The organism is Bacillus sp. GbtcB10 (assembly GCF_019091365.1).
Lineage (GTDB): Bacteria > Bacillota > Bacilli > Bacillales > Bacillaceae > Bacillus > Bacillus altitudinis.
Genome location: NZ_JAGXJP010000005.1, coordinates 25,907 through 51,525, shown reverse-complemented (window position 1 = coordinate 51,525; position 25,619 = coordinate 25,907). Strand labels below are relative to the sequence as shown.

23 protein-coding genes are annotated in these 25,619 nt (G+C 43.0%); 19 read left to right on the top strand and 4 right to left on the bottom strand.

Going from position 1 to position 25,619, the window contains the following annotated elements; all coding sequences use genetic code 11:
• The first annotated feature begins 127 nt into the window (after positions 1 to 127).
• The 8 genes from nadE (at position 128) to KVT11_RS16655 (ending at position 9,192) form a co-directional block, all read left to right on the top strand.
• On the top strand, positions 128 to 949 hold the full coding sequence (gene nadE, locus KVT11_RS16690) for an ammonia-dependent NAD(+) synthetase (RefSeq protein WP_007498287.1): 822 nt from the start codon (positions 128 to 130) through the stop codon (positions 947 to 949).
• A 324-nt stretch (positions 950 to 1,273) separates the two neighbouring features.
• Positions 1,274 to 2,131 (top strand): citryl-CoA lyase, encoded by an 858-nt coding sequence (locus KVT11_RS16685; RefSeq protein ID WP_025206709.1) that lies wholly within the window; start codon positions 1,274 to 1,276, stop codon positions 2,129 to 2,131.
• Entirely contained in the window at positions 2,128 to 3,561 is a 1,434-nt protein-coding gene (locus KVT11_RS16680; RefSeq protein ID WP_217609083.1) for an aldehyde dehydrogenase family protein, read from the top strand. The genes KVT11_RS16685 and KVT11_RS16680 overlap by 4 nt, the downstream gene beginning before the upstream one ends.
• 9 nt (positions 3,562 to 3,570) lie before the next feature.
• Positions 3,571 to 4,344, top strand: a complete 774-nt coding sequence (aroD, locus tag KVT11_RS16675; protein ID WP_217609082.1) for a type I 3-dehydroquinate dehydratase — start codon at positions 3,571 to 3,573, stop codon at positions 4,342 to 4,344.
• A gap of 38 nt (positions 4,345 to 4,382) precedes the next feature.
• Positions 4,383 to 6,143 (top strand): thiamine pyrophosphate-binding protein, encoded by a 1,761-nt coding sequence (locus KVT11_RS16670; RefSeq protein WP_065459796.1) that lies wholly within the window; start codon positions 4,383 to 4,385, stop codon positions 6,141 to 6,143.
• Positions 6,144 to 6,166: 23 nt separating this feature from the next.
• Positions 6,167 to 6,547: a cupin domain-containing protein gene (locus KVT11_RS16665; protein ID WP_017366575.1), complete on the top strand. Its 381-nt coding sequence runs from the start codon at positions 6,167 to 6,169 to the stop codon at positions 6,545 to 6,547.
• A gap of 86 nt (positions 6,548 to 6,633) precedes the next feature.
• On the top strand, positions 6,634 to 7,836 hold the full coding sequence (locus tag KVT11_RS16660) for a CaiB/BaiF CoA transferase family protein (protein ID WP_046342582.1): 1,203 nt from the start codon (positions 6,634 to 6,636) through the stop codon (positions 7,834 to 7,836).
• Positions 7,837 to 7,881: 45 nt separating this feature from the next.
• The gene (locus KVT11_RS16655) at positions 7,882 to 9,192 is read left to right on the top strand and encodes an MFS transporter (protein WP_046342583.1); all 1,311 of its coding nucleotides are present in this window, start codon (positions 7,882 to 7,884) and stop codon (positions 9,190 to 9,192) included.
• A gap of 241 nt (positions 9,193 to 9,433) precedes the next feature.
• Here the strand turns inward: KVT11_RS16655 and KVT11_RS16650 are convergent, their stop codons facing one another.
• The gene (locus KVT11_RS16650) at positions 9,434 to 10,795 is read right to left on the bottom strand and encodes a hypothetical protein (protein WP_098680993.1); all 1,362 of its coding nucleotides are present in this window, start codon (positions 10,793 to 10,795) and stop codon (positions 9,434 to 9,436) included.
• A gap of 143 nt (positions 10,796 to 10,938) precedes the next feature.
• Between KVT11_RS16650 and KVT11_RS16645 the strand changes: the two genes are divergently transcribed.
• From KVT11_RS16645 to KVT11_RS16625, 5 genes are all read left to right on the top strand, one after another.
• Entirely contained in the window at positions 10,939 to 11,712 is a 774-nt protein-coding gene (locus tag KVT11_RS16645; protein WP_017366579.1) for an IclR family transcriptional regulator, read from the top strand.
• An 85-nt stretch (positions 11,713 to 11,797) separates the two neighbouring features.
• Positions 11,798 to 12,355 carry a shikimate kinase gene (locus KVT11_RS16640; RefSeq protein ID WP_007498270.1) on the top strand — a complete coding sequence of 186 codons (558 nt, stop codon included), beginning with the start codon at positions 11,798 to 11,800 and terminating at the stop codon, positions 12,353 to 12,355.
• A 411-nt stretch (positions 12,356 to 12,766) separates the two neighbouring features.
• Positions 12,767 to 13,714, top strand: coding sequence for a dihydrodipicolinate synthase family protein (locus tag KVT11_RS16635; RefSeq protein WP_098680994.1), 948 nt, complete (start codon positions 12,767 to 12,769; stop codon positions 13,712 to 13,714).
• 77 nt (positions 13,715 to 13,791) lie between these two features.
• The gene (locus KVT11_RS16630; protein ID WP_098680995.1) at positions 13,792 to 14,799 is read left to right on the top strand and encodes a LacI family DNA-binding transcriptional regulator; all 1,008 of its coding nucleotides are present in this window, start codon (positions 13,792 to 13,794) and stop codon (positions 14,797 to 14,799) included.
• A gap of 120 nt (positions 14,800 to 14,919) precedes the next feature.
• The gene (locus KVT11_RS16625) at positions 14,920 to 16,296 is read left to right on the top strand and encodes an MFS transporter (protein ID WP_060832061.1); all 1,377 of its coding nucleotides are present in this window, start codon (positions 14,920 to 14,922) and stop codon (positions 16,294 to 16,296) included.
• Positions 16,297 to 16,525: 229 nt separating this feature from the next.
• Here the strand turns inward: KVT11_RS16625 and KVT11_RS16620 are convergent, their stop codons facing one another.
• Complete coding sequence (locus tag KVT11_RS16620; RefSeq protein ID WP_035390510.1) at positions 16,526 to 17,299, bottom strand: class I SAM-dependent methyltransferase; 774 nt, start codon at positions 17,297 to 17,299, stop codon at positions 16,526 to 16,528.
• A gap of 118 nt (positions 17,300 to 17,417) precedes the next feature.
• Here KVT11_RS16620 and KVT11_RS16615 point away from each other — a divergent pair, with 118 nt between their 5' ends.
• A complete protein-coding gene (locus KVT11_RS16615; RefSeq protein ID WP_116307386.1) occupies positions 17,418 to 18,323 on the top strand; it encodes a LysR family transcriptional regulator in 906 nt (301 codons plus the stop codon).
• 45 nt (positions 18,324 to 18,368) lie between these two features.
• Here the strand turns inward: KVT11_RS16615 and KVT11_RS16610 are convergent, their stop codons facing one another.
• Complete coding sequence (locus tag KVT11_RS16610) at positions 18,369 to 19,154, bottom strand: carbon-nitrogen family hydrolase (protein WP_116307388.1); 786 nt, start codon at positions 19,152 to 19,154, stop codon at positions 18,369 to 18,371.
• A 210-nt stretch (positions 19,155 to 19,364) separates the two neighbouring features.
• On the opposite strand from KVT11_RS16610, the gene KVT11_RS16605 reads away from it, so the two are divergent.
• On the top strand, positions 19,365 to 20,327 hold the full coding sequence (locus tag KVT11_RS16605) for an acetylxylan esterase (RefSeq protein ID WP_046527177.1): 963 nt from the start codon (positions 19,365 to 19,367) through the stop codon (positions 20,325 to 20,327).
• A 71-nt stretch (positions 20,328 to 20,398) separates the two neighbouring features.
• On the opposite strand, the gene KVT11_RS16600 is transcribed toward KVT11_RS16605, so the two are convergent.
• Positions 20,399 to 20,713: a hypothetical protein gene (locus KVT11_RS16600; RefSeq protein ID WP_008342068.1), complete on the bottom strand. Its 315-nt coding sequence runs from the start codon at positions 20,711 to 20,713 to the stop codon at positions 20,399 to 20,401.
• A gap of 60 nt (positions 20,714 to 20,773) precedes the next feature.
• On the opposite strand from KVT11_RS16600, the gene KVT11_RS16595 reads away from it, so the two are divergent.
• The 4 genes from KVT11_RS16595 to KVT11_RS16580 all read left to right on the top strand — a co-directional run bounded on the left by KVT11_RS16595 (position 20,774) and on the right by KVT11_RS16580 (position 25,585).
• Positions 20,774 to 21,577, top strand: a complete 804-nt coding sequence (locus KVT11_RS16595) for a nucleotidyltransferase domain-containing protein (RefSeq protein ID WP_082181628.1) — start codon at positions 20,774 to 20,776, stop codon at positions 21,575 to 21,577.
• Between the two features lie 161 nt (positions 21,578 to 21,738).
• Positions 21,739 to 22,656, top strand: a complete 918-nt coding sequence (locus tag KVT11_RS16590; protein WP_017366585.1) for a proline dehydrogenase family protein — start codon at positions 21,739 to 21,741, stop codon at positions 22,654 to 22,656.
• A gap of 23 nt (positions 22,657 to 22,679) precedes the next feature.
• Complete coding sequence (gene pruA, locus KVT11_RS16585) at positions 22,680 to 24,227, top strand: L-glutamate gamma-semialdehyde dehydrogenase (protein ID WP_035390504.1); 1,548 nt, start codon at positions 22,680 to 22,682, stop codon at positions 24,225 to 24,227.
• Positions 24,228 to 24,352: 125 nt separating this feature from the next.
• Entirely contained in the window at positions 24,353 to 25,585 is a 1,233-nt protein-coding gene (locus KVT11_RS16580) for a PucR family transcriptional regulator (RefSeq protein WP_116307390.1), read from the top strand.
• The last annotated feature ends 34 nt before the right edge of the window (positions 25,586 to 25,619 follow it).

Below are 25,619 nucleotides of genomic sequence, written 5' to 3'. Positions count from 1 at the left end.
GGAACGTCTAAAAAATATCCTTTATCAAAACATGATATAATAAAGTGGCTAAAATCGTTGGTAAACCAATTGAATTGGAAGTAAAACCTGTTCTCTTCATGTAGAGGATGCTTAGGAGGAAAAGTGTATGAGTTTGCAGAAAAAAATCAGCCAAGAGTTGCATGTGCAGCCCTCAATTGACCCAAAGCAGGAGATCGAAAAACGGGTTGGATTTCTAAAGGCTTACTTGAAAAAGACCGGTGCAAAAGGATTCGTTCTCGGTATTAGCGGCGGACAGGATTCAACGCTTGCCGGCCGTCTCGCTCAGCTCGCTGTAAGTGAGCTTCGTCAAGAAGGAAAAGAGGATGCTGTCTTTATTGCAGTCCGTCTTCCGCATGGCACGCAGCAAGATGAAGACGATGCGCAGCTGGCTCTATCATTTATTCAGCCGGATAAGTCTTGGAAATATGATATCGCGCCTGCCGTGACGGCATTCAGTGAACAATATCAAAAGGAAACAGGCGGTGCGCTGTCTGATTTTAATAAAGGGAACGTCAAAGCACGCATGAGAATGATCGCACAGTATGCCGTCGGTGGACAGGAAGGATTACTTGTCATTGGAACGGATCATGCAGCTGAAGCTGTGACTGGGTTCTTCACGAAGTATGGTGATGGCGGTGCTGATGTCCTTCCGCTCACAGGTTTAACGAAACGCCAAGGACGGTTGCTGCTTGAGACCCTTCAGGCGCCGGAGCGATTATACTTAAAGAAACCGACAGCCGATCTGCTGGATGACAAGCCTCAGCAAACGGATGAAACAGAACTTGGTATTACGTACAATGAAATTGATGATTACTTAGAAGGAAAACCAGTTTCAGATCAAGCAGCAGAAGCGATTGAAAAACGCTATGTTCAATCAGAACATAAACGTCAAGTACCAGCTTCTATGTTTGATGACTGGTGGAAATAAAATAAGTGACCTCTCCAGAAGATGGAGGGGTCTTTTTATGTCAAATTTCAGCTGAATTTGACAGAATGAATCGAAAATGGTTCATTAATTAGTAGAACGATATACATAAGTCTGTTTGACTAAATAAAGGATGAATTGAAGAATAAGTGGTGAAATAATTAGTTCGATTCACTTAATTTCTCATCAAAAGACAGTATTTTCAGAAAAAATGATTGACGATAAAAAAGAATGCGCTTACAATGAAAACACATTCCAAAAAGTGAAATTGAATTCCACTAGACGGAATAAAAGGAGTCGTTCATCTCCAAATAAGTGGCTAAAGGAATGATTCACACAATGAAAAATCGAAGTGCACTGGAAATATACAAAGAAGGAGGCGCTTGGTGGGAGACTGAGATTAGTCATATTCAAAAAAATTCAATTGAACTTCGGGGCTATCCAATTGAAGAGCTTATTGGTCAATTATCGTATCCACAAATGCTTTATTTACTGCTTGTTGGTGAATTACTAGATGATTCGAAGGCAGCTCTTTTTGAAAGTGTTCTTGTCGCAGGTGCGGATCATGGGCCAAGGGCACCGTCTATTGCAGCGGCAAGAATGGCGGTTACGTGCGGCATTTCGTTTAATTCTTCTGTTGCAACAGGGGTGAATCTATTAGGTGATATTCATGGCGGAGCCGGAGAAAAGGCGATGCGTATGTTATACGAAGCCAAAGCAGCCTACGATGAACACAAGGATATCAAGTCTGCTGCAAAGCAAGTATGTCAGACATGGTTAGCTCGCAAGGAAAAAATTCCGGGAATCGGTCATCAGCTGCATGATGATGATCCTAGAGTGAGACGGCTGTATGAGCTGAGTCAAACATATGTGCAGCAAGGTGATATCAGCGGAACGTACTTACGGTTAGCTGAGGCGATTAGACATGAACTAGAACAATTAAAAGGGAAAAAAATCACGATGAACATAGATGGTGTATCTGCTGCGATCCAATGTGAATTAAACATTCCAGCTGAAGCGGCAAAAGGCATCTTTTCCTTATCCAGAGGAATGGGCATCGTGGCGCATGCATATGAAGAGCTGACAAAAGGTGCCCTAGTGAAAGGTCCTTGTCCGAATGAAGAAAGACTTGTTCGTTATGCGGGGGTCGGGACGCGTCACTTGAAGGAGGGTGAGAGAATTTGAGTGAATTGAAAGCGTTGTCATATATAAACGGCGAATGGCTGGATGCAAACCATGTCAAAGAAGACATTATCAATCCATACTCTGGGGAAATGATCGGTACATCCTATCTTGCATCCTCAGAAGATATAGAACAGGCGCTTTCTATTGCGCAGCAAGCTAAAAAACAAATAGCGGCAATATCAGCATTAGAACGCTCAACGCTTCTAACAAAGGTAGCCGCCTTATTGGAAGAACAAAAAGAGCATTTTGCAAAACTCATTTCTTTAGAATTAGGCAAACCGCTTAAAAATACAAGAGATGAAGTCTCACGATCAATTGAAACGCTGGCGCAGTCAGCCGAAGAAGCCAATCGACTAATCGGTGAGACCATTCCTGGCAATGTATCTTCCCGTGGACAGAGAGCAATGGCGATGACATTTAAAGTGCCGGTTGGGGTTGTGCTGGCGATTACGCCTTTTAATGCGCCTCTCAACTTAATTTGTCACAAAATCGGTCCAGCTTTTGCGGCAGGGAATGCCATTATTTTAAAACCAGCACCGCAAACATCAGCTGTTGCCACAGCGTTTGTTAAGCTCCTGCTTGAAGCAGGGTTTCCTGAAAAGAGCGTGCAGCTTGTGATTGGAGGAGTAGACGCCGGCAGACAGTTAGTCACTGATGAAAGAACCAATCTTGTTTCTTTTACTGGCGGTGCGGTGGGCGGAGAACATATTTCAAACTCTGCTGGATTAAAAAAGGTACTGCTAGAACTCGGAGGAAATGGAGCGACGATTGTTCATCATGATGCAGATATCGAGCAAGCCGCATCTCTTTGCGCTAAAACGGGCTTTAGCAACTCTGGTCAAAGCTGTATTTCTGTTCAAAGAATTTATGTTCACAAGCAAATTTTGTCGACATTTACTGAGACACTTAAACAAAAAGTAGAACAGCTCGTCGTTGGAGATCCGCTGTCTAGTGAAAGTGATATCGGCTGTATGGTTGATGTACAAGCAGCAAAACGTGTGGAGGCATGGATACAAGAGGCAGAGAAAATGGGTGCCGAGCTTCTATCTGGAGGACAACGAAATGGCTCAAGCATCACACCGGCTATTTTGCTAAACCCTCCAAAACAAGCCAAGGTTGTCTGTGAAGAAGTGTTCGGTCCAGTTGTCAGTGTCCTTCCATATGAGGAGCTGGATGAGGCAATCAAAGAAGCAAACGATAGTCGATACGGTCTGCAGGCAGGTGTCTTTACGAATCAGCTAGATGTTGCGTTACACGCAGCAAAAGAGCTTGAAACTGGCGGCGTAGTCATCAATGGGACATCGAATTTCAGACTAGATCACTGGCCATATGGCGGGATTAAACGAAGCGGTATTGGAAGGGAAGGCCCGCGTTTCGCCATCGAGGAGATGACCGAAACCAAAATGGTTGTGCTGCCAAATGGGCTATAAAGGGGGCAGATGGATGTGAATGTCTTTCAGCAAAAGGTAAAGAGTGCGCAGACAGGCGGTCAGCCGATGATTTGTACGCCGCTCATTGGACAAACAAAGGAAGAATTGTTTCTTGAAGTTGAGGTGTTAGCTGAGAAGAAGCCTGATGTGATAGAGTGGCGAGCGGATTTTTTCAATCACCTCAATGACAAGGAACAAGTCATCGACACCCTGAAAGGGATGATCGAAAAGGCAGGTAGCATCCCATTTTTATTCACCATTCGTTCTGAAAAAGAGGGCGGCGAACGCATCTCACTCTCAGAGGATGAAAAGGTTTCCCTGCTTGTCGAGCTTTGTGCCACTCAGCTTGTGGCTGCCGTTGATTTTGAATTAATGCATGATGTCTCGCATATCCAGCAAGTCAGTCAGGCGGCTAAGAGAAACGGGGTCATCTTGATTGTGTCGTACCACGATTTCCATCGTACCCCGGAGGCAGATCGGCTTGTGGAGCTATTCACCAATGCAGAATCGGTTGGCGCCGATATCGCAAAGATCGCCGTCATGCCGCATTCCTATGAGGATGCACTGACACTACTTTCTGCGACAGGCAAGGCGAACAAGCATCTGTCCATCCCCGTTATTTCGATGGCGATGGGAGAATATGGTGCCTTCACAAGAATGGTAGGTGGACTCTTTGGGTCTGTCATGACCTTTGCTGTAGGGAAAGAAAGCTCCGCACCTGGACAAGTTGCGATACAGGATTTGAATGCCGTTCTATCGATTGTGTTTTCAAAGAATCAGTGAGTAGCAGATTCATAGCTGCACCGTGAGAGGAGAGAAACATGAAGAAGAATATATCTACACAGGTCATTCAGTATTTAGAAAATCGAGGAGTTGAGCATATCTTCGGTCTGTGCGGTCATACGAATATTGCTTTTTTATCAGCGCTAGAAAAAAGCCGTATTCAATTTGTGAATGTCAGACATGAACAGATAGCGGCGCATGCAGCAGATGGTTATGCACGAGCGAAGAAACAGACGGCTGTTGTGCTCAGTCACTTAGGTCCTGGACTCACCAATGCGGCAACAGGTGTAGCGAATGCCGCACTCGATTCCATTCCAATGGTTGTCATTGCAGGAGATGTTCCAAGTCATTACTACGGAAAGCACCCACACCAAGAAATCAATCTTCATTCCGATGCTTCTCAATACGAAATTTATCGCCCATTTGTGAAAAGAGCATGGCGAGTCGACATTCCAGAATTATTTCCTGAAATTTTATCAAAAGCGTTTCAGTTAGCTGAAAGCGGCCGCCCTGGGCCAGTCCTGATTTCAGTTCCGATGGATGTGTTCTCAAAAGACTTAGATGTGTCGTTATTTGAACAAATCGCTCATCATACACACACCGTTGAAAAACCATCTATTGATGATCAAACAGCGAATCGGATAATAGATCGATTGCTGCAGGCAGACAAACCGCTCTTATATGTAGGGGGAGGCATTTTACTAGCCGATGCAGCAGAAGAGTTAAAGGCATTTTCTGATCATTTGAGTATCCCTGTTGCCCATTCTTTGATGGGGAAAGGGGCGATGCCAGATGATCATCCAATGACCCTTGGCATGACAGGGTTTTGGGGGACGAAATTTATCAATGATCAGTGTAAAGCAGCGGATTATATATTGGCATTAGGCACCCGTTTTGCTGAAGCAGATGCGAGTTCGTGGGAATCGGAGTATACGTTCAATTTCCAATCAACCAAGCTCATCCATATTGACATTGATCCGAATGAAATTGGCCGAAATTATCCTGTGGAAATTGGAGCAGTAGCAGATCTCAAGCAGGCGCTGACTGTACTTAATCGTGTGGCGAAAGAAAGGCTGCCAGAAGGTCTGGATCGCCCTCAATTGAAAAAGGACATTGCGGCATATCGTGAGGAATTTCAGAAGAGCAATTTGACGAATATTCAAGACGAGTCTTTCCCAATGAAACCACAGCGTATTTTGCAGGAAGTGCGGGAAGTATTGCCACCTGATGCCTTCATTACAACCGATGTTGGCTGGAATAAAAATGGGGTCGGACAGCAATTTCCTGTATACACGCCAGGCACTATTTTAACCCCAGGTGGTTTTGCGACGATGGGATTTGGCGCTCCTGCTGCACTTGGAGCAAAGGTTGCCCAGCCTGACCGTGTCGTTGTATCACTTGTTGGGGACGGCGGTTTCGGTCAAAATCCATCTGTTCTCGCAACAGCCATGGAAGAAAACATTCCTGTCGTGTGGATTGTGATGAACAACAGTGCGTTTGGGACGATCGCCGGCTTGCAAATGGCACACTATGAAACGACTTACGGCACTGTTTTTAGAAAAGATGGAGAAAGCTATTCGCCTGATTTTGCAGCCATTGCAAGAGGTTATGGGATGAAGGGGATCAAAATTACGGCGGCTTCTGAATTCAAAGAAGCTTTGGCTGAAGCAATCGCTTCTCAGGAGCCATGTGTCATTGATGTAGCGATGAAAAATGATCCAGTGCCTACTGATGGACATTGGAACATTAATGATATTTATTCACCAAATACAAAACGTTCACATGTCAGTGTGAACTAAACATGACTAGGGAGGAATCAACAATGAAAATTAAAGTATTAAATCCATTTCAAGACGGTCATCCATTATGGTTAGGTTTAGATCATCCAGAAGAGAAAATGATTCGGAAAGTGTTTCAAACGATCACACCAGATACCGTAGGGTCAGAGCATATGATGGCAGGTCTCACTATTTTTGAGCCGGGCGAAGCAAGCTCGGTACACAATCACCCGGGTTCAGAGGAATTTGATTATGTGATTAAAGGGTCTGGCGAAGTCATTTGCGATGGAGAAAGACAATCATTTAAGCAAAATGACTTTATGTTTATTCCTGATGGTGTCCCGCATCAGCATGTAAACACAGGGGACGAACCTTTATGGCTGATTTGGCTCTATACACCGCAAGGGCAGCTTCCGAAGGACTAAAAAACCTTGCACGAGAGAAAGAAGAAAAGGGGCTAAAATAGAAAGCATTTTAGCCCTTTATCAATTGAACGAAAGGGAGTCAAGCAATGAATAAGAATACACCGCTTGAAGGAATCAAAATATTAGATGTTTCTACGATGATTGCTGCACCATACGGCGCGGTGCTTCTAGGGGATTTCGGTGCAGAGGTCATTAAAGTCGAGATTCCTGGAAAAGGGGATACACTGCGGCATGTTGGTCCTTTTGCAGATGGTGAACCTTTGAGGTGGTCAGGGCTTTCAAGGAATAAGAAATCTCTTACACTCGATTTGCACAAAGAAGAAGCAAAAGACATTTTTAAAAAGCTGGCAGCGCAGGTTGATGTGATCATTGAAAATTTTCGTCCAGGAACACTTGAAAAATGGGACGTTGGGTACGATGTATTAAAAGAAATCAACCCTCGTTTAATTATGATTCGTGTTTCGGGTTATGGGCAAACCGGTCCATTTAAGGACAAGGCGGGGTTTGGTACACCTGCGACGGCGTTTAGCGGCTTTACATATATTCAAGGGTTTCCAGATCGGCATCCAGTCAGCCCGTCCTTTTCCCTTACGGATTATATCGCAGGAATCTATGTGGCGTTTGCCACTGTGACAGCGATGTATTACCGTGACACTCATTCAGAAGGAACTGGGCAAATGGTGGATTTGGCTCTCTATGAATCTGTGTTCCGCATGTTAGAGTTTTTGGTTGCTGAATATGACAAGCTAGGGAAGGTGCGTGAGCGTTCACCAGGGTTAAGCGGTCATTCAAGCCCTGCCGGCACCTATGAGACAAAGGATGGGCATTATTTGGTTCTTGTGACGAGTACAGATTCGACCTTTAATCGATTGGCAGAGGCGATGAATCGCTTAGATTTACTAGAGAACGAGAAATTCTCTGTGAATGCAGCTAGGCTGAAGCATAACGATGAAATGGATGCGATCGTCTCGCAGTGGATTGCGTCCAGAACAAGAGATGACGTCCTAGACATTCTAGATACACATGGTGTGCCTGTGAGTCCGATTCTAAGCATTCGGGATATCTTTGAGCATCCGCAATTTAAAGCACGAGAAAATATTGTCGAGGTGCATCATCCGCGTCTTGGAAAAGTGAAGGTGCCTGGGATCATTCCGAAGTTTGAAAAAACCCCCGGCCGTATTCGCCATATTGCGCCTGATTTAGGTGAACATAATTATGACATTTTAACGAAAATGCTTGGCTTCACAGAAGAAGAGTGTAAACAGTTAGAAGAAAAAGGGGTCATTTAAGACACTCAACCGATCCGCACGCTGCGGAAACAAAGGAGGATGGTTATGAAAGTGCATTCAGAACTGAAGGGGAACGACTTGCGGCCTGCTTATGTGAAACCAACAAAAGCTCGTTTCGGCATCTTGATTCTGTTGTTTTTTATTACCGCTATTAACTATATTGATCGAGCCAGTGTATCCATTGTTGCACCTGCGATTCAGTCTTCATTGCAATTAAACCCTGCCTTATTAGGCCTCATCTTTTCAGCATTTAGCTGGACCTATACAGCCATGCAGATCCCTGGCGGCTTTATTCTTGATAAGTTTGGATCAAAGGTAACGTATGGAATATCACTTGTGACTTGGTCTATTTTCACCGGTTTACAGGCGTTTGCGAACAGCTTTGCCTTCTTATTTGGCTGCCGTTTGTTTATCGGAATTACAGAATCTCCCGCATTTCCTGCGAATAACCGCATTGTGACCACATGGTTTCCAAGGCGGGAACGCGCATTTGCAACAGGGGTTTATACCGCTGGAGAGTATGTGGGGCTTGCATTTGCGACACCTCTTCTTTTTTGGATCATGACAACTTTCGATTGGAGAACCGTCTTTATCACTGCTGGTGCGCTCGGTATTATATTTGCTTTCTTTTGGTACAAGTTTTATCACGAACCGAAAGAGCATCCGAAGATCAATGAAGATGAGTTAGAATTGATCCGTCAAGGCGAAGGACTGACTGTGGCATCACAGGAGAAATTGAAATGGGCAGACTTTGCCGCACTTTTAAAATATCGTAAATTGATTGGACTCTATATTGGTCAATTTTCTGTTGCGTCTACCCTCTTTTTCTTTTTAACATGGTTTCCGACCTATTTAGCAGAGGCGAAAAATATGGCCTTTCTCAAAGTGGGTTTTGCGGCATCCCTGCCATACATTGCTGCATTCTTTGGGGTGCTGTTTGGAGGCTATGTGTCTGACTGGCTGCTTAAAAAGGGTGTATCGGTCAATGTAGCAAGAAAGCTGCCGGTTGTGGTCGGTCTGCTTCTGACAAGTACCATTGTTTTAGCGAATTTTACAACGAATATCCCGCTTGTGCTGACTATTTTATCCATCGCGTCCTTTGCGCAAGGACTGTCTAATATCTCCTGGACCATGCTGTCTGAGGTGGCACCAAGAGAAATGGTCGGGCTGGCTGGCGGCGTATTCAACTTTTTTGCTAACTTATCCGGCATCATCACCCCGCTGATCATCGGATTCATTGTATCGGCGACAGGCTCTTACAACGGCGGTATTTTATTCGTCAGCCTAGTGGCATTAGGCGGAGCGTTGTCGTATATCTTTATTGTAGGTAAGATTGAACGGATTCAATTAAAATAATAGAGAGTAAGAAAAAGAGAACTTATTGGGTTCTCTTTCAGCGTGTAGACAAACCCTCGCATTCGGTGTCAGTCCTGCGCTTCGGTGCTCACGAATGTCAAATTCGCTCCGCGCCGATGCTCGTCCTTCCTAGGCTGCAAAGGTTTTCTATCACGCTGAAAAGAAGACAAAGGGCTAAAATCAAGTTCATTTTAGCCCTTTGTCAACAATCTTAAAAGAGAACTCATTGGGTTCTCTTTTTCTATGAATAAAAGATGACGGTGATGATCGTTGCACATGCGATACCCATGCTGATATAAAAACCAGCAAACCAGATATTCCATCGAGTGATTCGGTAAGGGTTGACCTTCATCAAATCGGCTAATAGGGAGACAGATACATTATATGGGCTAAACATGACCGTTGAGGTTCCAGCGATAATGAGCATGATTGCGATGGGAAGGGCAGGCAGTTCATGAATGACAGGTGCCATCAAGCTCACTAAGAGAGCAAGCGAAACGAGCGGGTGAAAACCGCAAAGAGCGGTGATGAGAAAATACAGCCCGATGACCCCATAAACCCAAATGGCATGATCTGATATACTGACGATAAATGCTTGAATCGGCTGCAGGCTGTTTGTGACAAGTAGCATATCGACAAAGAAGCCCGCGCTTAAAAATAGACACATATAATTGGAGAGCTGGCGGGTTCGTTCTTTCCAATGGGGAATAGAGACAGCTACATATTGTTTTCGTTTTTTGATGATAGACGAGAATAATAGAGCGAAAGGAATAATCGTCAGCACAACAGCGAACAGATAACCTTTCCCAATCCAGGCGTCAACAAGCGAAACGACTGTCATAAAACTGAGCAGCATGAAAGCAAGCTGAATGGTTTTTCTCTTGATGCGATGAGGGTTGGAGTGAGCTTCCGCCGGCTGGATGATATGCGGCAATCGTTTGCTTTGACGAGAAAACAGCAACCAATCCGTCAACAGCACAAGCACCATTAAACAAAACGTAACGGGTGCAATCTGATAATATTTCAATTTGGTTGCATCAATGGTGACACTCACCAGTACTTCGACAGGACTCCAGCTAAGACATAGCGCATATGACCTTAAAAGATTGCGCGTATAAAGGTGCTGTTTGACTTGTTCCTGAAGGGCGTTCAGCGACGGTTTCAAGGATGTATATAATAAGGGAATCGTTGCGATATTTAAAAACATGCCAAGAACATGAGTGACAAATGAACTCTTGCGATAAAGCTGATTTGTACTTGTTGTATGTAAGGTAAGCAGTTTATTTAATTGAGTATCGAAATGTCCAACATGTATGAGAGAATGAATAAATGGCAACATGAAAAATAAAGAAAGCAAGCCTAGCATGGAATGAAAATGAAGAAAAAGCGTATGCAAAGGCTGTTCTGACCAGAAAAATAACACCAATCCAATCAAGAGAAACATAGCACCCGTTTTCAAATAAAGTCCATTGGCCTTCTTAAAGGAAATGGTGAGCGAAGTAGCCGCCAGCAGACCAACCAAATAGGAGAGAATGGGAGCAGGGAATAGTTGATGAACGATGTATAAGCTAATAAGAAGTGTGAAAAGTAGCAGGTAGATCATGATATCTCCTCCATCAAAACATCTATTGGTTTTATTCCGTACAGTGGAATTTGTTTTCTTTTAATGGAACATTTAAAATGGATTATAGCAAAATTGGTCAATCATGTCGATAAGAAATCAAAGGGGAAAAGGAGAAAGTGAACATGGCTGATAAGAAGTCAAAAGAAGAATCAGGATTGCGTACCGTTCAGCGCGCTTTGGATATTCTTTCTTGCTTTAGCGAAGAACGTCAAGAGTTGACGCTAACGGACATTTCAAAAGAGATGAACTTAGCAATGTCTACCACAACGAGACTGCTCAAGGCACTTGAAATGAATCATTTTGTGGAAAAGAACCAAGAGACAATGAAGTACCGGCTCGGTCAAAGACTTTATCTTCTCGGTTATATTGCTGGGAAGTCCATCAAATTGAGGGAACTGGCAAAACCGCTCATGTACACACTTCGTGATGAAACAAAGGAAACCGTCAACCTGTATGTGCTCGATCACAAAAGCAGGGTATGTATTGAACAAGCCGAAGGGCTGCAATCGATTCGGCATCTTGTGAAAATCGGTGAGAAGCTGCCGTTATACGCTGGTGCTGGTGGAAAGGTGCTGCTTGCTTTCCAAAGCGAAGAGTTTCAACAGCAAGTTTTCGCGTCTGAGGCTGATCACATGACGATGGAGGAATGGCAAAAAGAATGTCGGCATATTCTTGAAACGCATACCGCTTGCAGTATTGATGAACGGGAAGTCGGATCGGCGGCAGTGGCGGCACCGATCTTTAACATTCATGGGGAGGTGCAGGCATGTTTATCCATATCTGGACCGACCCAACGATTTACTGAAGATGTCATCCCTCAGCTGCAGCAAAAAGTGAAAGAGCATGCCGAGAAGCTCTCCGAACAGCTCGGTTACGTCGTCAAACACAATTTTTAAGAATGCCTATCTTTTCTCAGCCCATTTATCATATAATAGAAACATTATGTAGCATTCCTTGTCGTAAGGAGGACGTGTCACGAACATGAAAAACAATAGAGAGATTCCTGTGAGACAGCGAAATATTGTCCTCATTGGCTTTATGGGCGTTGGGAAAACAACCATTGGGCAGCTGGTTGCCAAAAAGTTATATAGAGATTTTATTGATGTTGATCAGGAGATTGAGAAAAAGTACAACATGACGATTCCAGAAATGTTTCAGCAAAAAGGAGAAGCGTTCTTCAGGCAGGCTGAAAAGGACTATATCGTCGATTTATGTGAACATACTCAGCTAAAGATCGTGTCTCTTGGAGGCGGTGCGTTTAAACAGGAAGAAATCAAACGATCTTGCTTAAAGCATTGTACGGTTCTTTTCCTTGACCTATCTTGGGAGAATTGGAAGCAGCGGCTGGATATTTTAATTGAAAACCGTCCTGTTCTTCATAACCGCACGCTTGACGAGATGAAAGAGCTGTTTGAAGAGCGCCGGGAAATTTATTCCCTTCATAACTCAAGAGTGGAAACAGATCATCTAGAAGCTGAAGAAGTCGCCAATTATATTGTCGACACACTCAAGCTTGGCTGGGATCTATATTCGAAATAAAAAAGTCTATCCTATGGGGTAGACTTTTTCTATTAGATCAGGAGTAGTCAAAGAAATCACAGTCTAAGTTGGATGATGGATGAAAAAAAGAAGAAAAGATGTTTTTTCCTTCGTCACTATATCAAAATGTATGCATCCTTTATGTGGTGTGTCTAGCCGTTTGAAAAAAGTGGTGATTAGACTACAACTAGGTCAAGATGATGAGGTTATTTGATTGATGTGGGAAACGAAATATATCTCTCATTTTCTTTTTTTGAAAAAATAAAATAGTATCTAAATTCCAATAATAGTTTTTTGAATTATTATAATTTTTAAAAATCTGGTTGACACCTTCGGTTATATCATTCTATGATTATTAACGTAAACGCTTACCGTAAACGTTTACTATAACGGATGGGGAGGAATTTGTTGATGAAAAATAAAAAAAAATGGAGCGGTGTATTCCCGGCAGTCTTAATTCCTTTTAAAGATGACTATTCAATTGATGAACCTGCTTTTCGTAAGCTTGTTCGCTGGGTGGCGGGGCACGAAGGGATTAATGGGATCGTTGTCAATGGACATACTGGCGAGATTATGACTTTGCTGCCACATGAACGAGCTGAAGCTGTGCGTATTGCAGCCGACGAATTAAAGGGAGAAATTCCTGTCATTTCTGGGGTTTCAGCTGAAGGGACAATTGAAGCGATCCAGCATGCAAAAGCAGTGGAGGAAGCTGGTGGAGAAGGTATTCTTCTTATGCCGCCACATTCATGGCTGAGATTCGGTATGCAGCCTGAGTCACCTGTCCAATTCTTTAAAGATGTTGCAGAAGCAATTGACATTTCAATCATCGTCCATCAGTATCCAACATGGACAAAAACCTCTTATACAACCAGTCAATTATTAGAAATGTCGGAGATTCCAAACGTTGTCTCATTTAAAATCGGTCAAAGAGACATGGCGCAATATGAAGTCGATGTGCGCGCACTGAAAAAGCATGCACCAGATGTATCGTTGCTCACATGTCACGATGAATATTTATTGCCAACATTAGTTCAAGGAATTGATGGGGCGCTTGTAGGTTTCGGCTGTTTTGTACCAGATTTGATTGCTGAGCTTGTGAAATGTGTGGAAGAACAAGACCTTGTAGCGGCTAATAAAGTGTACGATAGAATCTTTGAATTAAAGCATGCTGTGTATAAAATGGATGAACCTTCCTCTACCTCTCATCTGCGAATGAAGGAAGCGATGTTCCAGCGAGGTTTGATCAGCAGTTCGCTTGCGAGGAAGCCAGTATTACCTTTAACTCAAAAGGAAAAAGAAGAGATTCGTCAGGGCCTTCAAAGTGTTGGTTTACTTAAGGAAAACGTTAGTAAATAACAGACCATTGATTTCATGATGAAGGTGAGTCAGGTTATAATAGAGTATAAAACAACAGACTCCCGGAGGTATGAAATGTGTCAGTAAGTATTAAAGATGTCGCATTGAAAGCTGGAGTATCTATCGCCTCTGTTTCCCGAGTATTAAGTGGCAAACCAGGAGTAGGTGCTCAAACGGCTGAAAGAATTAAACAAGTGATTGATGAATTAGGCTATCGTCCTAATTTAGGAGCTAGAGGGCTCGTTAAAAGAAAGACTGGCAATATTGCTGTCGTGGTTCCGCGTGGTTCATATATTTTGAATAATCCATTTTTTTCGACGATTTTAGATGGGATAGCGAAGGAATTAGATGAGACTGAATTCAATATGTTGATGTCATTTACATCTGTACAGCAGCAGCGATTACTTGAAACGCAGGCTGTAGATGGTGCCATTTTATTTTCTCCAAGAAATGAAGAATTGAGCATGGATTGGTTAAAAAGTTTAGCTATTCCCATTATCGTTGTCGGAAGTTACTTAGAGGATTCTCCATTTCCATGTGTCAGGCCTGATGATGAAGAAGGTGTGTGCCAATCTGTCACGTCCTTATTTGATAAAGGTCATCGAACCATTGGACTGGTCAATGGTCCAATGAGTTCGATGCATAGTGTGAGGTATTACAAGGGGTATGAGCGTACACTGAAAAGTTTAGGATTAACAATGAACAAAGAGCTTGTGTTTGAGTTAGATGAATTTGATGGGGGAAAAGTAGTAGAAGTGGTTTCTCAATTTCTCCAAGGAAACCAGCACATGACTGGAGTTGTTTGCTCTTCAGATTTTTTGGCGATAGGGGTCATGAAAGCGGCAGATATCGCAAATGTGTCAATACCTCATGATTTGTCTGTCGTTGGTGCTGATGATGTGCCCATTGCAAGTTTTCTAACCCCTTCTTTATCTTCTGTTCATGTTGATTTAGTTGGAATGGGAAGAAAAGCGGTTTCTTTACTAACGCAGTTATTAGAAGGAGAACAGTTAGAGAAGATGGAACATATCTTCCCGATGTACTATGTAGATCGTGGCACCACGGGAACGCCAAAAAAGAAATGATAGATGCTGAAAACTCATATGATCGCTTTAGAATGTCTCTTCATTTAAAATGTAAGCGATTTCTTTTGTGCTCATCAGCATGTACTTTTGCATCATTTCCTCTATTAAGGAGGAGATATCATGACGTTAGAACTCAGCGGAAATTCAAATTCTCATGATGAGCAAGTTGTTGATAGAGCTTCACAACTATTGACTAGGATGGAAAGTGTACCTTTTTCGAGATGGCATTTAAAACCTCGTATCATTATGGGATCTGCTACCTTTTTTGATGCTTTTGATGCGCTATCTTTAGCGTTTGTTCTCCCAGTTCTCATCGGCATGTGGAATTTATCACCTGCTCAAATTGGTCTTCTTATTGGGTCTGGTTATATCGGACAAGCGATTGGTGCTATTTTCTTTGGATGGTTAGCAGAAAGACGTGGCCGTGTATTTAGTGCAAAGTGGACTGTATTTCTCATGTCTATTATGAGTATCGCATGTGTATTTTCAGGTAACTTTATGGCCCTTTTTATTTTTCGTTTTATACAGGGGATTGGAGTAGGAGGAGAAGTGCCAGTAGCGGCCTCATATATCAATGAGTTGTCCCGGGCCCAAGGCAGAGGGAGATTTTTTATGCTCTATGAGATGATTTTTCCATTAGGATTAATGATCTCAGCTCAAATTGGTGCATTTGTTGTACCTAGTTTTGGGTGGAAATGGATGTTCTTGATTGGTGGAATTGGCGGTTTAATCGTCTTTGTCTTCTTTTTCATGTTGCGTGAATCTCCAAGATGGCTTATTTCAAAAGGCAGGTTAGATGAAGCCGAAAGAATCATTGAAGAGATTGAAGCTAGTACGGACAAACGAATGCCTGTTGCAAAGCAAGTGTCCAGCAGCACTGAAAAAGGCGACTGGAAAGAGCTCTTTTCTACTTTTTATCGTAAAAGAACATTGATCGTATGGGGACTATGGTTTTCTGCCTACTTTGTATCGAATGGATTAAATAACTGGTTACCGAGTCTTTATAATACGGTTTACAATTTGCCAGTTGGAGATTCATTAAGGGCAGCCTCTCTCACAAATATTTTACAGACCATAGGGGTATTCGCTTGTGCATTTTTGATCGATAAAGTAGGACGGAAGCGCTGGGCAACCATTGCATTTATCGTAACAGGTGCTTTATTAACGGCTTTATGGATCAGCGGAGCAAATTCTCCAGAAAGCGTTATTTATTTAGGGTCCGCTGCCTACGGAATGATGGGGACCATTACAGTTCTTCTCTATTTATATACACCTGAAATCTATCCAACCCGTATGAGGGTAATTGGTACGGCATTTGCTACAGCGTGGCTTAGGCTGGCCTCAGCGATCGCTCCTATTATGATAGGTTTTATTTTAGAGGTGAGAGGTGTTTCAACTATTTTTATTCTTTTTGCAAGTGTGACTGTAGTGGGAGCAATTCTTGCTTTTAAAATGATCGAAACGCGAGAGAAAGTATTAGAAGATATTGCACCGTAAGTGATGCATGCAGTGAAGAACTTATTCTAAAGAGGGTAGGTTCTTTTTTTATTCAGAGGATTTACGTACACTTTTGAAAAAGCCTAACCTACCTCAGTGCAATTATCTTATAATAGAAACATTATCAGTACTCCTTGTCATAAACATGAAAAGTAATATCTATCAGATAGTGTAAATGTATATTCATAATATAAAAGTCTACCGGCTAGGGTAGACTTTTTCGATCAGTTTAATGTTTGATCCCTTGAAGTAGTGCGGCTTTTAGGCAAAAGGATATTGGCTGACGATGTTCGTCGAATTGCAGTTGAAACAGCTGTTTCGTTTCATCGTCTGCAGCATGAAGGTGGGCAACGATTTCCTTTTGAACATTTTCTGGTGTACGTCCTCGTATAATCCAGTCCTGATAATCAATATGCAGATCCCAGTAACGGATATCTTCTTTCGTCAGATGGTTGTCAGCGAAAAGCTCTTTCCATTCTGATAACGAGCTTTCTCGCACATGGGATGGATCTCTCAGTCTATTTAAATGATTAATAAAGTCATCCTGTGCTTGGTTTTCAGGTGCATAATGATCGACAAGTAGAAATTTGCCGCCTTTCTTTAAGACTCGGCTGATTTCAGACATGGCTGCCGGGAGATGTGGGAAGTGATGAGCAGCAAATCGGCATGTGACGAGATCAAATGATGCATCAGAAAAGGGCAATGCGTCTGCGGATGCCTGCTCAAACGTAATGTGGTTCAGCTGGCGCTCATCCGCAAGTGCTGTAGCAACCTCGATCATTTTGTGTGTGACATCAATCCCGATTCCTTTAGAGATGACGTCTGAAAAGGAAAAAACGGTATGACCTGCCGCGCAGCCGATATCAAGTAGATGCTCATCGCCCTTTGCCTTCGCCGCCGTTTTCATCCATTCAAGTTCTTTTCCAGCTGCAAAGATAGGTGAATCTCGGTAGTTCTCTGCATTTTGTGAGAATTGTTTCTCGGCTTTTGAATATGGATTCATTCCTTTACCCCCTTTTTGTTGTTTCTTTATCGTAGGGTTCTTCCCGTGATTTGTCTAAGACATAAAAGATATGATATGAATAGTTAAAACCTATGAGGTGAGAGAAGTGGATATACGAATGATGGAATATGTCATGGAAGTGTACCGGCAGCAAAGCTTTACAAAAGCAGCGGAAAAACTTCACATTGCACAGCCCTCATTAAGTCAGCAAATTAAAAAACTTGAGGAGGAATTAGATACTCCTCTGTTTATTCGGAAGTATGGACAAGTCACTCCTACACCTCAAGGAAACCGATTGATCAAAAGAGCAGAGACCATTTTGAAGGAACGAGATGATTTGTTACGTGAGATGGGGGAAGCTGCTTATGAGGTAGGGAAAGAACTGAAGATCGGTGCGCCAGCTGTCACAGGGGGATATGTCCTGCCAAGTTTATTAAAAACCTATTGTCAAACGTATCCGCACGTTCACGTTCATTTGATAGAAGAATCGCCTCGTGAGCTAGAAAGACGTTTACTCGCTGGGAAACTGGATCTTGCGATTCTTTCTCTGCCTGTCGAGCATGAATCATTGAAAACAAAACAAATGCTGACAGAGCCGCTTCTCCTCGCCATTCCGCAAACGGCTCAACCGTGGTTGACGGATGAACTCAATGAAATCATCAATCAAGCGGATCAAGAAGGGTCTGTCCCGTTTCACCTTCTGGAAAACGCCCCATTTATTATGCTGAAAGAGGGATATGGCTTTCGGCAAGTGGTCATGGAACTGTGCCGTCATCATGGCTTTCGGCCGAGGATTGCATTTGAAACAAGTCATATTCAAACAGCTCAGGCATTGGTTGAAAATGAGCTAGGTGTGACGGTGGTGCCGAAAATGGTGGCACAAGAGGAAAGGAAAGCAGTCACTTATTTACACATTGATTCATGCCCAACCCGCACACTTGTATTTGCATATGTGGAAGAAAGATATTTAACGAAAGCCGCTCAAGCCTTCATGGACCTTCAACAGAATCAAGGAAAAGCTTAAACAAACGTTTAATTAAACGCAAAAAGCAGGGGAGCCCCCTGCTTTCTAATATAAATCCAGCCGCTGATCTGTCATGACGGGGATTTGTTGTCTCACTTCATCTACGAGCTGAAGATCAATGTTTGCATAATAAATGTCTTCTTCATCATTTGTCTCAAGCAGAATGCGTCCGAGCGGGTCAATCACCATGGAGTGACCAGGGAATTCAGTGTCTCTGCTTGTGCCCGTCCGGTTCACCGCAATCACAAATGACTGATTCTCAATGGCTCTTGCGATGAGCAGACTGCGCCAATGGTCCACTCTTGCTGACGGCCATTGAGCGGTATTAACAAGCACCTTCGCCCCTTTGTTCACGAGCGTCCTAGAAAGCTGAGGGAAGCGGAGATCATAGCAGATCATCGCACCAATCTTGACATCTTCACCATAGTCAAATAAACCAAGCTGATCACCAGCGGTTAAATAGTTATGCTCATCCATTAAGCGGAATAAATGAATTTTATCATAATCTAACAAAAGCTCACCTTGACGGTTAAAGACATACATTGTATTGGTGATGTTTTCATCTTCTGTCCTCTTATTTAAAACACTGCCTGCGATGAGATACACTTGGTGCTTGCGGGCAAAGGAAGAGAAGAGTTGTTTTGTTCGCTCGCCATCTGCATCGGCAAGCTCATCCGCTTGTTCCAGCGCATAGCCGGTATTCCACATTTCAGGTAGAATAATCAAATCAGGCTGTTGGCGGATGGCTTCTTCTAAACATTCTTCTGCTTTCTGAAAGTTTACATCAGGTTCTCCTATTTGTACGTCCATTTGAATCAGGGCGATGTTCATGTCGGTCTGCCTCCTTTATTCGTTTCATGCAATGAATGGTTCGGGTGATATTGCCTGAAGCATCTAGTCTTCAAGCCAGTTTCTTTATCATAAAGCTTTCCGCCATCTTTGCCAATAGAAATGTCAGAAGGTTTTGTTAAATGACTTTCTCAATCAAGAAATGAGTGGTATGATACTCATAACTAATAAAACAAAGGGGAATAGTATGATATGCAATTGTTCGATTTATCACTAGAAGAGCTAAAGAAATATAAACCAAAGAAAACAGCACGTCCTGATTTCTCAGACTTTTGGAAGAAATCGCTCGAAGAACTGCACCAAGTGGAGGCAGAGCCAACACTTGAATCTTATGAGTATCCAGTGAAAGGCGTCAAGGTGTACCGCCTGACGTATCAAAGCTTTGGACATTCTAAAATTGAAGGCTTTTATGCTGTGCCTGATCAAACTGGTCCGCATCCAGCGCTCGTTCGTTTTCATGGCTATAATGCCAGCTATGACGGCGGCATTCACGACATCGTCAACTGGGCGCTGCATGGCTATGCGACGTTTGGAATGCTTGTCCGTGGTCAAGGTGGCAGTGAAGACACATCAGTGACGCCAGGCGGGCATGCATTAGGGTGGATGACAAAAGGCATTTTATCGAAGGATACGTACTATTATCGAGGCGTTTATCTAGATGCTGTTCGTGCACTCGAAGTCATTCAGTCTTTCCCCGAAGTAGATGAACACCGTATCGGCGTGATCGGTGGAAGTCAGGGGGGTGCGTTAGCGATTGCGGCAGCAGCCCTTTCAGACATTCCAAAAGTCGTTGTGGCAGACTATCCTTACTTATCAAATTTTGAGCGTGCGGTTGATGTTGCCTTGGAGCAGCCTTATTTAGAAATCAATTCATACTTTCGCAGAAACAGTGATCCTGAAGCTGAAGAAAAGGGATTTGAGACATTAAGTTACTTTGATTTAATCAATTTAGCCGGCTGGGTGAAACAGCCAACATTGATGGCGATCGGTCTGATTGATCAAGTGACACCGCCATCCACCGTGTTTGCGGCATACAATCATTTAGAAACAGATAAAGAGCTGAAAGTGTACCGATATTTTGGGCACGAGTTTATTCCTGCTTTTCAAACAGAGAAGCTGTCCTTTTTACAAAAGCATTTGCTTCTATCAACATAAGAGCATGACAAAGAGCTAAAATGACATTCATTTTAGCTCTTTGTCTTTTTTCAGCTATTGGAGCGATCAGCTTAATAACTGGTGTTCTGTCTTGTTTTTTCATCAGGTACTAATGCTGTAACGATCAGGGCAAGGGCTGTAATGATGTGAAGGATGAATCCGAGAATCGGAATCCATGCAAGGCAGGATGTGACAATTCCAATGATACTTCCGATCATTGGTCCCTGGTCTCGCTTCGATAAGACGAGTGTGATAATATGCAGAATAAGCATGACCATGAGCGGTGAATAGCCATTGCTGATAACGAATAGACCTCCGATCACAGGGATAGCAAGGCAAGCTTCAAAAATCCCAGTGATCCATTTCATAATGCGAGATATAGACATCAGATCCAACTCCTTTTTCATATATGTCTTATTCGTATTTTCCCAAAAGGTGAAGAAGTCATGCAGAATTCTATAGAAAGAGTTGATGGACACTTGAGAGAGAGAATTAAGGAAGAGCTGAAAATCATTGAAAAAACGTATGACATCAAGATTTGTCTCGCCGTTGAATCGGGCAGCAGGGCATGGGGATTTCCTTCAACTGACAGTGATTATGATGTTCGCTTTTTATACGTTCCCCGGAAAGAATGGTATTGGGCGATGGAAGAGCATCGTGATGTCATTGAACGGCCAATTGATGACATGCTTGATATAAGCGGCTGGGAGCTGCGAAAGGCGTTGCGTTTATTCAATAAATCGAATCCATCCATTATGGAATGGCTGTCTTCTGACATCATTTATGCTGAATCCTTCTCTCTAGCCAAGCAGCTAAGAGAATTAAAGGATCGAGCGTTTTACCCTGCGGCTTTGATGTATCATTACCTCAATATGGCGAAGCGGAATGAGAGCCGGCATTTACGAGGAGAGCAGGTGCGAATCAAGAAGTATTTCTATGTGCTTCGTCCGCTGCTTGCCTGTCAGTGGATTGAACGTTATCGAACAGTTCCACCAATGGACTTTCATGAATTACTCAAGGAGCTAGTGGAGGAAGGCCCGCTGTTAACAGAAATTCACGAACTGCTCAAACGTAAAATGGACGGAGAAGAAATGGATGTAGAGAACCGTCTCGCTCATGTCCATCCATTTATTGATCAAGAGCTGGCGCGTTTTGATGAATTGGTGAAAAGCTACAATCAGCCGAAAGATAATCTGATGCAAGAATTAAATAAGCTGTTGCAGTCTACCCTTGATGAGGTGTGGGCGTAAGCATGAAAGAGCCAGCCGGTTAGCGGCAGGCTCTTTTTTATCTCTTATTGTGATAAAACCACAAAAAAAGTCAGAATTTTTGTCATCTTCAAATATTGTAGCGGACAGCTCATGAGCCTTACAATAAAGACATAGCTTACAAAGAGTGGGAGGTGCCCTTTATGGAGTCGGTCACAAGAAATTTCTTCTTGTTTTTGTCAAAGAGCAGTCTCTTGAACCATATTGCTCGTAATTGGGGAAGTGCTGTTGCATCAAAGAAAATCATCGGTGGGAAGGATTTTGAGAGCGCTATCCCTGTCATCAAACGATTAAACGATCAAGGTATGGCCGTAACGGTCGATCACCTCGGTGAGTTTGTCACAAAGGCAGAGATTGCAAATGAGCGGACGAATGAGTGTATTCAAACCATTCAGCGAATTGCAGAGGCGGGACTCAATTCCCACGTGTCACTTAAAATGACATCGCTTGGCTTAGATATTGACGATGACCTTGTGTATCGCAATATGAAAAGCATTTTAGATACGGCAGAGAAACACCGTATTATGGTGACAATTGATATGGAGGATGAACAGCGCTGTCAAAAAACGCTGGACATTTTTAAAGAAATGAAATCTCAATATGAGTATGTCAGTACGGTTTTGCAGGCGTATTTGTACAGAACAGAACAAGATCTTGATGACCTAAATGAGTTGCAGCCATTTTTAAGACTTGTAAAGGGTGCCTATAAGGAATCTGCCGAAGTGGCGTATCCAAACAAAAAAGACGTCGATCAGAATTACAAGAAGCTGATCGAAAAGCAATTACTCTCAGGGAACTATACAGCCATTGCGACACATGACGATCAAATGATCGAATTTACGAAACATATTGTGAAAAAACACAATATACAGAGAGATCAGTTCGAATTTCAAATGCTGTATGGCATGAGATCAGAAACGCAGCAAGCACTCGTGAAGGAAGGCTATCAAATGAGGGTCTACACCCCGTATGGACGAGAGTGGTATGGCTACTACATGAGACGCCTTGCAGAACGACCGGCAAACATTGCATTTGCTTTAAAAGGGATGACGAGAAAATAATTTGAAACGGGAGCGTGACAAAGATGACAACACCTTACAAGCATGAACCATTCACGGATTTTAGCCAGGAAGAAAATCGCCAAGCGTTTGAACAAGCATTAGCCAAAGTAACAGAATCACTTGGGCAAACCTATCCGCTTGTGATTAATGGAGAAAGAATCGAAACAACAGACAAGATTATCTCGATCAATCCGGCGAAGAAGGAAGAAGTCGTGGGTACCGTATCAAAAGCTGGGAAAGAAGAGGCAGAGCAAGCGATTCAAGCTGCGGCAAAAGCGTTTGAAACATGGCGCTACACGTCTCCAGAAGAAAGAGCAGGCGTCTTATTCCGCGCTGCGGCAAGCATTCGCCGTAAAAAGCATGAGTATTCAGCCCTTCTCGTAAAAGAAGCAGGGAAGCCTTGGAATGAAGCGGATGCAGATACAGCAGAAGCCATTGACTTCCTAGAGTATTATGCCCGTCAAATGCTAGAGCTTGCGAAAGGCAAACCGGTGAACAGCCGCGAAGGGGAACGCAATCAATATGTGTACACACCAACTGGCGTGACGCTTGTCATTCCACCATGGAACTTCTTGTTTGCGATCATGGCAGGAACAACAGTAGCGCCAATCGTCACTGGGAATACAGTTGTTTTAAAACCAGCAAGTGCGACGCCTGTCATTGCTGCCCGCTTTGTAGAAGAACTGGAGCAAGCAGGTCTTCCGAAAGGTGTTGTCAACTTTGTGCCAGGTAGCGGAGCAGAAGTAGGAGATTACTTAGTAGATCATCCGAAAACAAGCCTTATTACATTCACTGGATCAAGAGAAGTGGGCACACGTATTTTTGAACGTGCGGCAAAAGTACAGCCAGGACAACAGCATTTAAAGCGTGTCATTGCTGAAATGGGCGGTAAAGATACAGTCGTTGTAGATGAGGATGCAGATGTTGAATTAGCGGCTAACGCCATTTTCACATCAGCCTTCGGTTTTTCAGGTCAGAAATGTTCAGCTGGATCTCGTGCTGTCGTCCACGAGAAGCTGTATGACCAAGTCGTTGAGCGAGTGAAGGAAATCACAGAAACGAAAACAACAGCGAATCCGTTATCAGCTGATGTGTACATGGGACCTGTCATTGATCAAGCTTCCTTTGACAAGATCACAGAATATATCGAGATTGGCAAGCAAGAAGGCCGTCTAGTCACTGGCGGAACAAGTGATGATTCAGAAGGGTACTTCATTCATCCAACCGTGTTTGCAGATCTAGAGCCAACATCTCGTTTAATGCAAGAAGAAATCTTTGGACCTGTCCTAGCTTTCTCAAAAGTCTCAAGCTTTGATGAGGCGCTTGAAGTAGCCAACAACACAGAATATGGGCTAACCGGTGCGGTCATTACAAATAATCGTGATCACATCAACCGTGCGAAGCAGGAGTTCCATGTCGGGAACCTTTACTTTAACCGTAACTGTACGGGAGCGATTGTGGGATACCACCCATTTGGCGGCTTTAAAATGTCAGGAACTGATTCAAAAGCAGGCGGACCAGATTATCTTGCTCTGCACATGCAGGCCAAAACGATCAGCGAAATGTTTTAATATGGAAAAGCATGAACTCGTGCAGGCGAGTTCATGCTTTTTTTACCTGTCTACGACTTGTTTCTATACAAATATGACTGGAAAGAAGTATGATAAATGTATCACTTATTCAGGGAGCAATCGGGATGGAAGAGATATTAGAAAAGCTTCATACATTTTTTGATGTCGATAAATTAATTGCATTTATTAGTGGTTATTTAAAGAAACCAGTCATTTTAGAAAGTACTGAATGTCAGCTGCTTGCTTATAATTCTTACAGCATCCAGCAGTTCGACCCAGTCAATCAGCAAACCATTTTCTCAAAGGAATGTCCGGGTGCTGTGGTGGATTGGTTAAACAAAACAGGGGTCATTGAGCAGCTATATACAGATTCAAATCCTTTTTATGTGAATGGTCATGAGGAGCTCGGGTTTAATCGACGAGTAGCTGTGAGCGCCAAGCACAAGCAAGAGGTTGTCGGCTTTATTTGGGTGCAGGACATTGAAGATTCTCTCTCTCAAGAGGAGCTGCAATTCTTACATGAGGCATCGTTTCAGGTTGGAAAAGTTATTTATAAAAATAAGAAACAGTTGGAGAAAAAGGAAGGCAAGATTGAAGAGTTCTTCAAAAAGGTCATGGATGATCATTTTTATACAGAAGAAGAGCTAAAATGGGAAGCTGAGAATTTAAGCATTCCACTGCCAGCTGTCTTTACTGTGATGGTTGTTCATGCCGCCGATAACAAAAGTGAGACGGCAGAAGATGTGAAGGATGTGATTAGAACCTATTTACAGCTAGAAGACAAGGTCAATCATGTCTACTCTGTGCAAGCAGACATCGTCGTGATATTAGGCAGTTTGTCAGATCGCCACTCACCAAAAGCGACCGCTGCGGATGTCGTCGCCCATCTTCAATCGAAAACGCATACACACCCATCTCCTTTATATATTGGGATGGGAAGAGAATATCGAGATGTCATGAAAATGAGCACAAGTCGATTTGAAGCGATAGAAGTCGTGAAAGCAGTGAAGATTGTCGGCGGACAGGAATTGATTCCATACGATTACGAGCATTTGGGGGTCTTCCGGTTCTTAGACTCGATTTACAGTCACCAAAAAAAGAAAAACGACTTTAATCCAGATTTGTTGCGCCTAAAGGAAAAAGACCGTGACAGCCAAACATCATTTTTAAAAACCTTAGAGGTCTACTTATTGAATAATTGCAAGCTAAAACCAGCTGCAGAGCAGTTGTTTATTCATCAAAATACACTAAACTATCGAATGAAACAAATTTTTGAAATGACGTCTATTGATTTAAGTCATTTTAGCCAGCGATGTGAGTTATTTATTGAATTGATGCTGATGAAAAAAGATCAATAGGCGTGGACTCCGCAGGTGCAAAGGATGACCTGCG

Excerpts from the sequence above, each read along its gene's own strand:
- KVT11_RS16580 (WP_116307390.1), top strand. The coding sequence starts at position 24,353 with ATGGAAGAGATATTAGAAAAGCTTCATACATTTTTTGATGTCGATAAA.
- KVT11_RS16635 (WP_098680994.1), top strand. The coding sequence starts at position 12,767 with ATGAAAAATAAAAAAAAATGGAGCGGTGTATTCCCGGCAGTCTTAATT.
- KVT11_RS16620 (WP_035390510.1), bottom strand. The coding sequence starts at position 17,299 with ATGAATCCATATTCAAAAGCCGAGAAACAATTCTCACAAAATGCAGAG.
- KVT11_RS16685 (WP_025206709.1), top strand. The coding sequence starts at position 1,274 with ATGATTCACACAATGAAAAATCGAAGTGCACTGGAAATATACAAAGAA.
- KVT11_RS16605 (WP_046527177.1), top strand. The coding sequence starts at position 19,365 with ATGCAATTGTTCGATTTATCACTAGAAGAGCTAAAGAAATATAAACCA.
- KVT11_RS16615 (WP_116307386.1), top strand. The coding sequence starts at position 17,418 with ATGATGGAATATGTCATGGAAGTGTACCGGCAGCAAAGCTTTACAAAA.
- KVT11_RS16625 (WP_060832061.1), top strand. The coding sequence starts at position 14,920 with ATGACGTTAGAACTCAGCGGAAATTCAAATTCTCATGATGAGCAAGTT.
- KVT11_RS16595 (WP_082181628.1), top strand. The coding sequence starts at position 20,774 with ATGCAGAATTCTATAGAAAGAGTTGATGGACACTTGAGAGAGAGAATT.
- pruA (WP_035390504.1), top strand. The coding sequence starts at position 22,680 with ATGACAACACCTTACAAGCATGAACCATTCACGGATTTTAGCCAGGAA.
- KVT11_RS16660 (WP_046342582.1), top strand. The coding sequence starts at position 6,634 with ATGAATAAGAATACACCGCTTGAAGGAATCAAAATATTAGATGTTTCT.
- KVT11_RS16650 (WP_098680993.1), bottom strand. The coding sequence starts at position 10,795 with ATGATCTACCTGCTACTTTTCACACTTCTTATTAGCTTATACATCGTT.
- KVT11_RS16665 (WP_017366575.1), top strand. The coding sequence starts at position 6,167 with ATGAAAATTAAAGTATTAAATCCATTTCAAGACGGTCATCCATTATGG.
- KVT11_RS16655 (WP_046342583.1), top strand. The coding sequence starts at position 7,882 with ATGAAAGTGCATTCAGAACTGAAGGGGAACGACTTGCGGCCTGCTTAT.
- KVT11_RS16670 (WP_065459796.1), top strand. The coding sequence starts at position 4,383 with ATGAAGAAGAATATATCTACACAGGTCATTCAGTATTTAGAAAATCGA.
- KVT11_RS16645 (WP_017366579.1), top strand. The coding sequence starts at position 10,939 with ATGGCTGATAAGAAGTCAAAAGAAGAATCAGGATTGCGTACCGTTCAG.
- KVT11_RS16610 (WP_116307388.1), bottom strand. The coding sequence starts at position 19,154 with ATGAACATCGCCCTGATTCAAATGGACGTACAAATAGGAGAACCTGAT.
- nadE (WP_007498287.1), top strand. The coding sequence starts at position 128 with ATGAGTTTGCAGAAAAAAATCAGCCAAGAGTTGCATGTGCAGCCCTCA.
- KVT11_RS16640 (WP_007498270.1), top strand. The coding sequence starts at position 11,798 with ATGAAAAACAATAGAGAGATTCCTGTGAGACAGCGAAATATTGTCCTC.
- KVT11_RS16590 (WP_017366585.1), top strand. The coding sequence starts at position 21,739 with ATGGAGTCGGTCACAAGAAATTTCTTCTTGTTTTTGTCAAAGAGCAGT.
- aroD (WP_217609082.1), top strand. The coding sequence starts at position 3,571 with ATGGATGTGAATGTCTTTCAGCAAAAGGTAAAGAGTGCGCAGACAGGC.
- KVT11_RS16600 (WP_008342068.1), bottom strand. The coding sequence starts at position 20,713 with ATGTCTATATCTCGCATTATGAAATGGATCACTGGGATTTTTGAAGCT.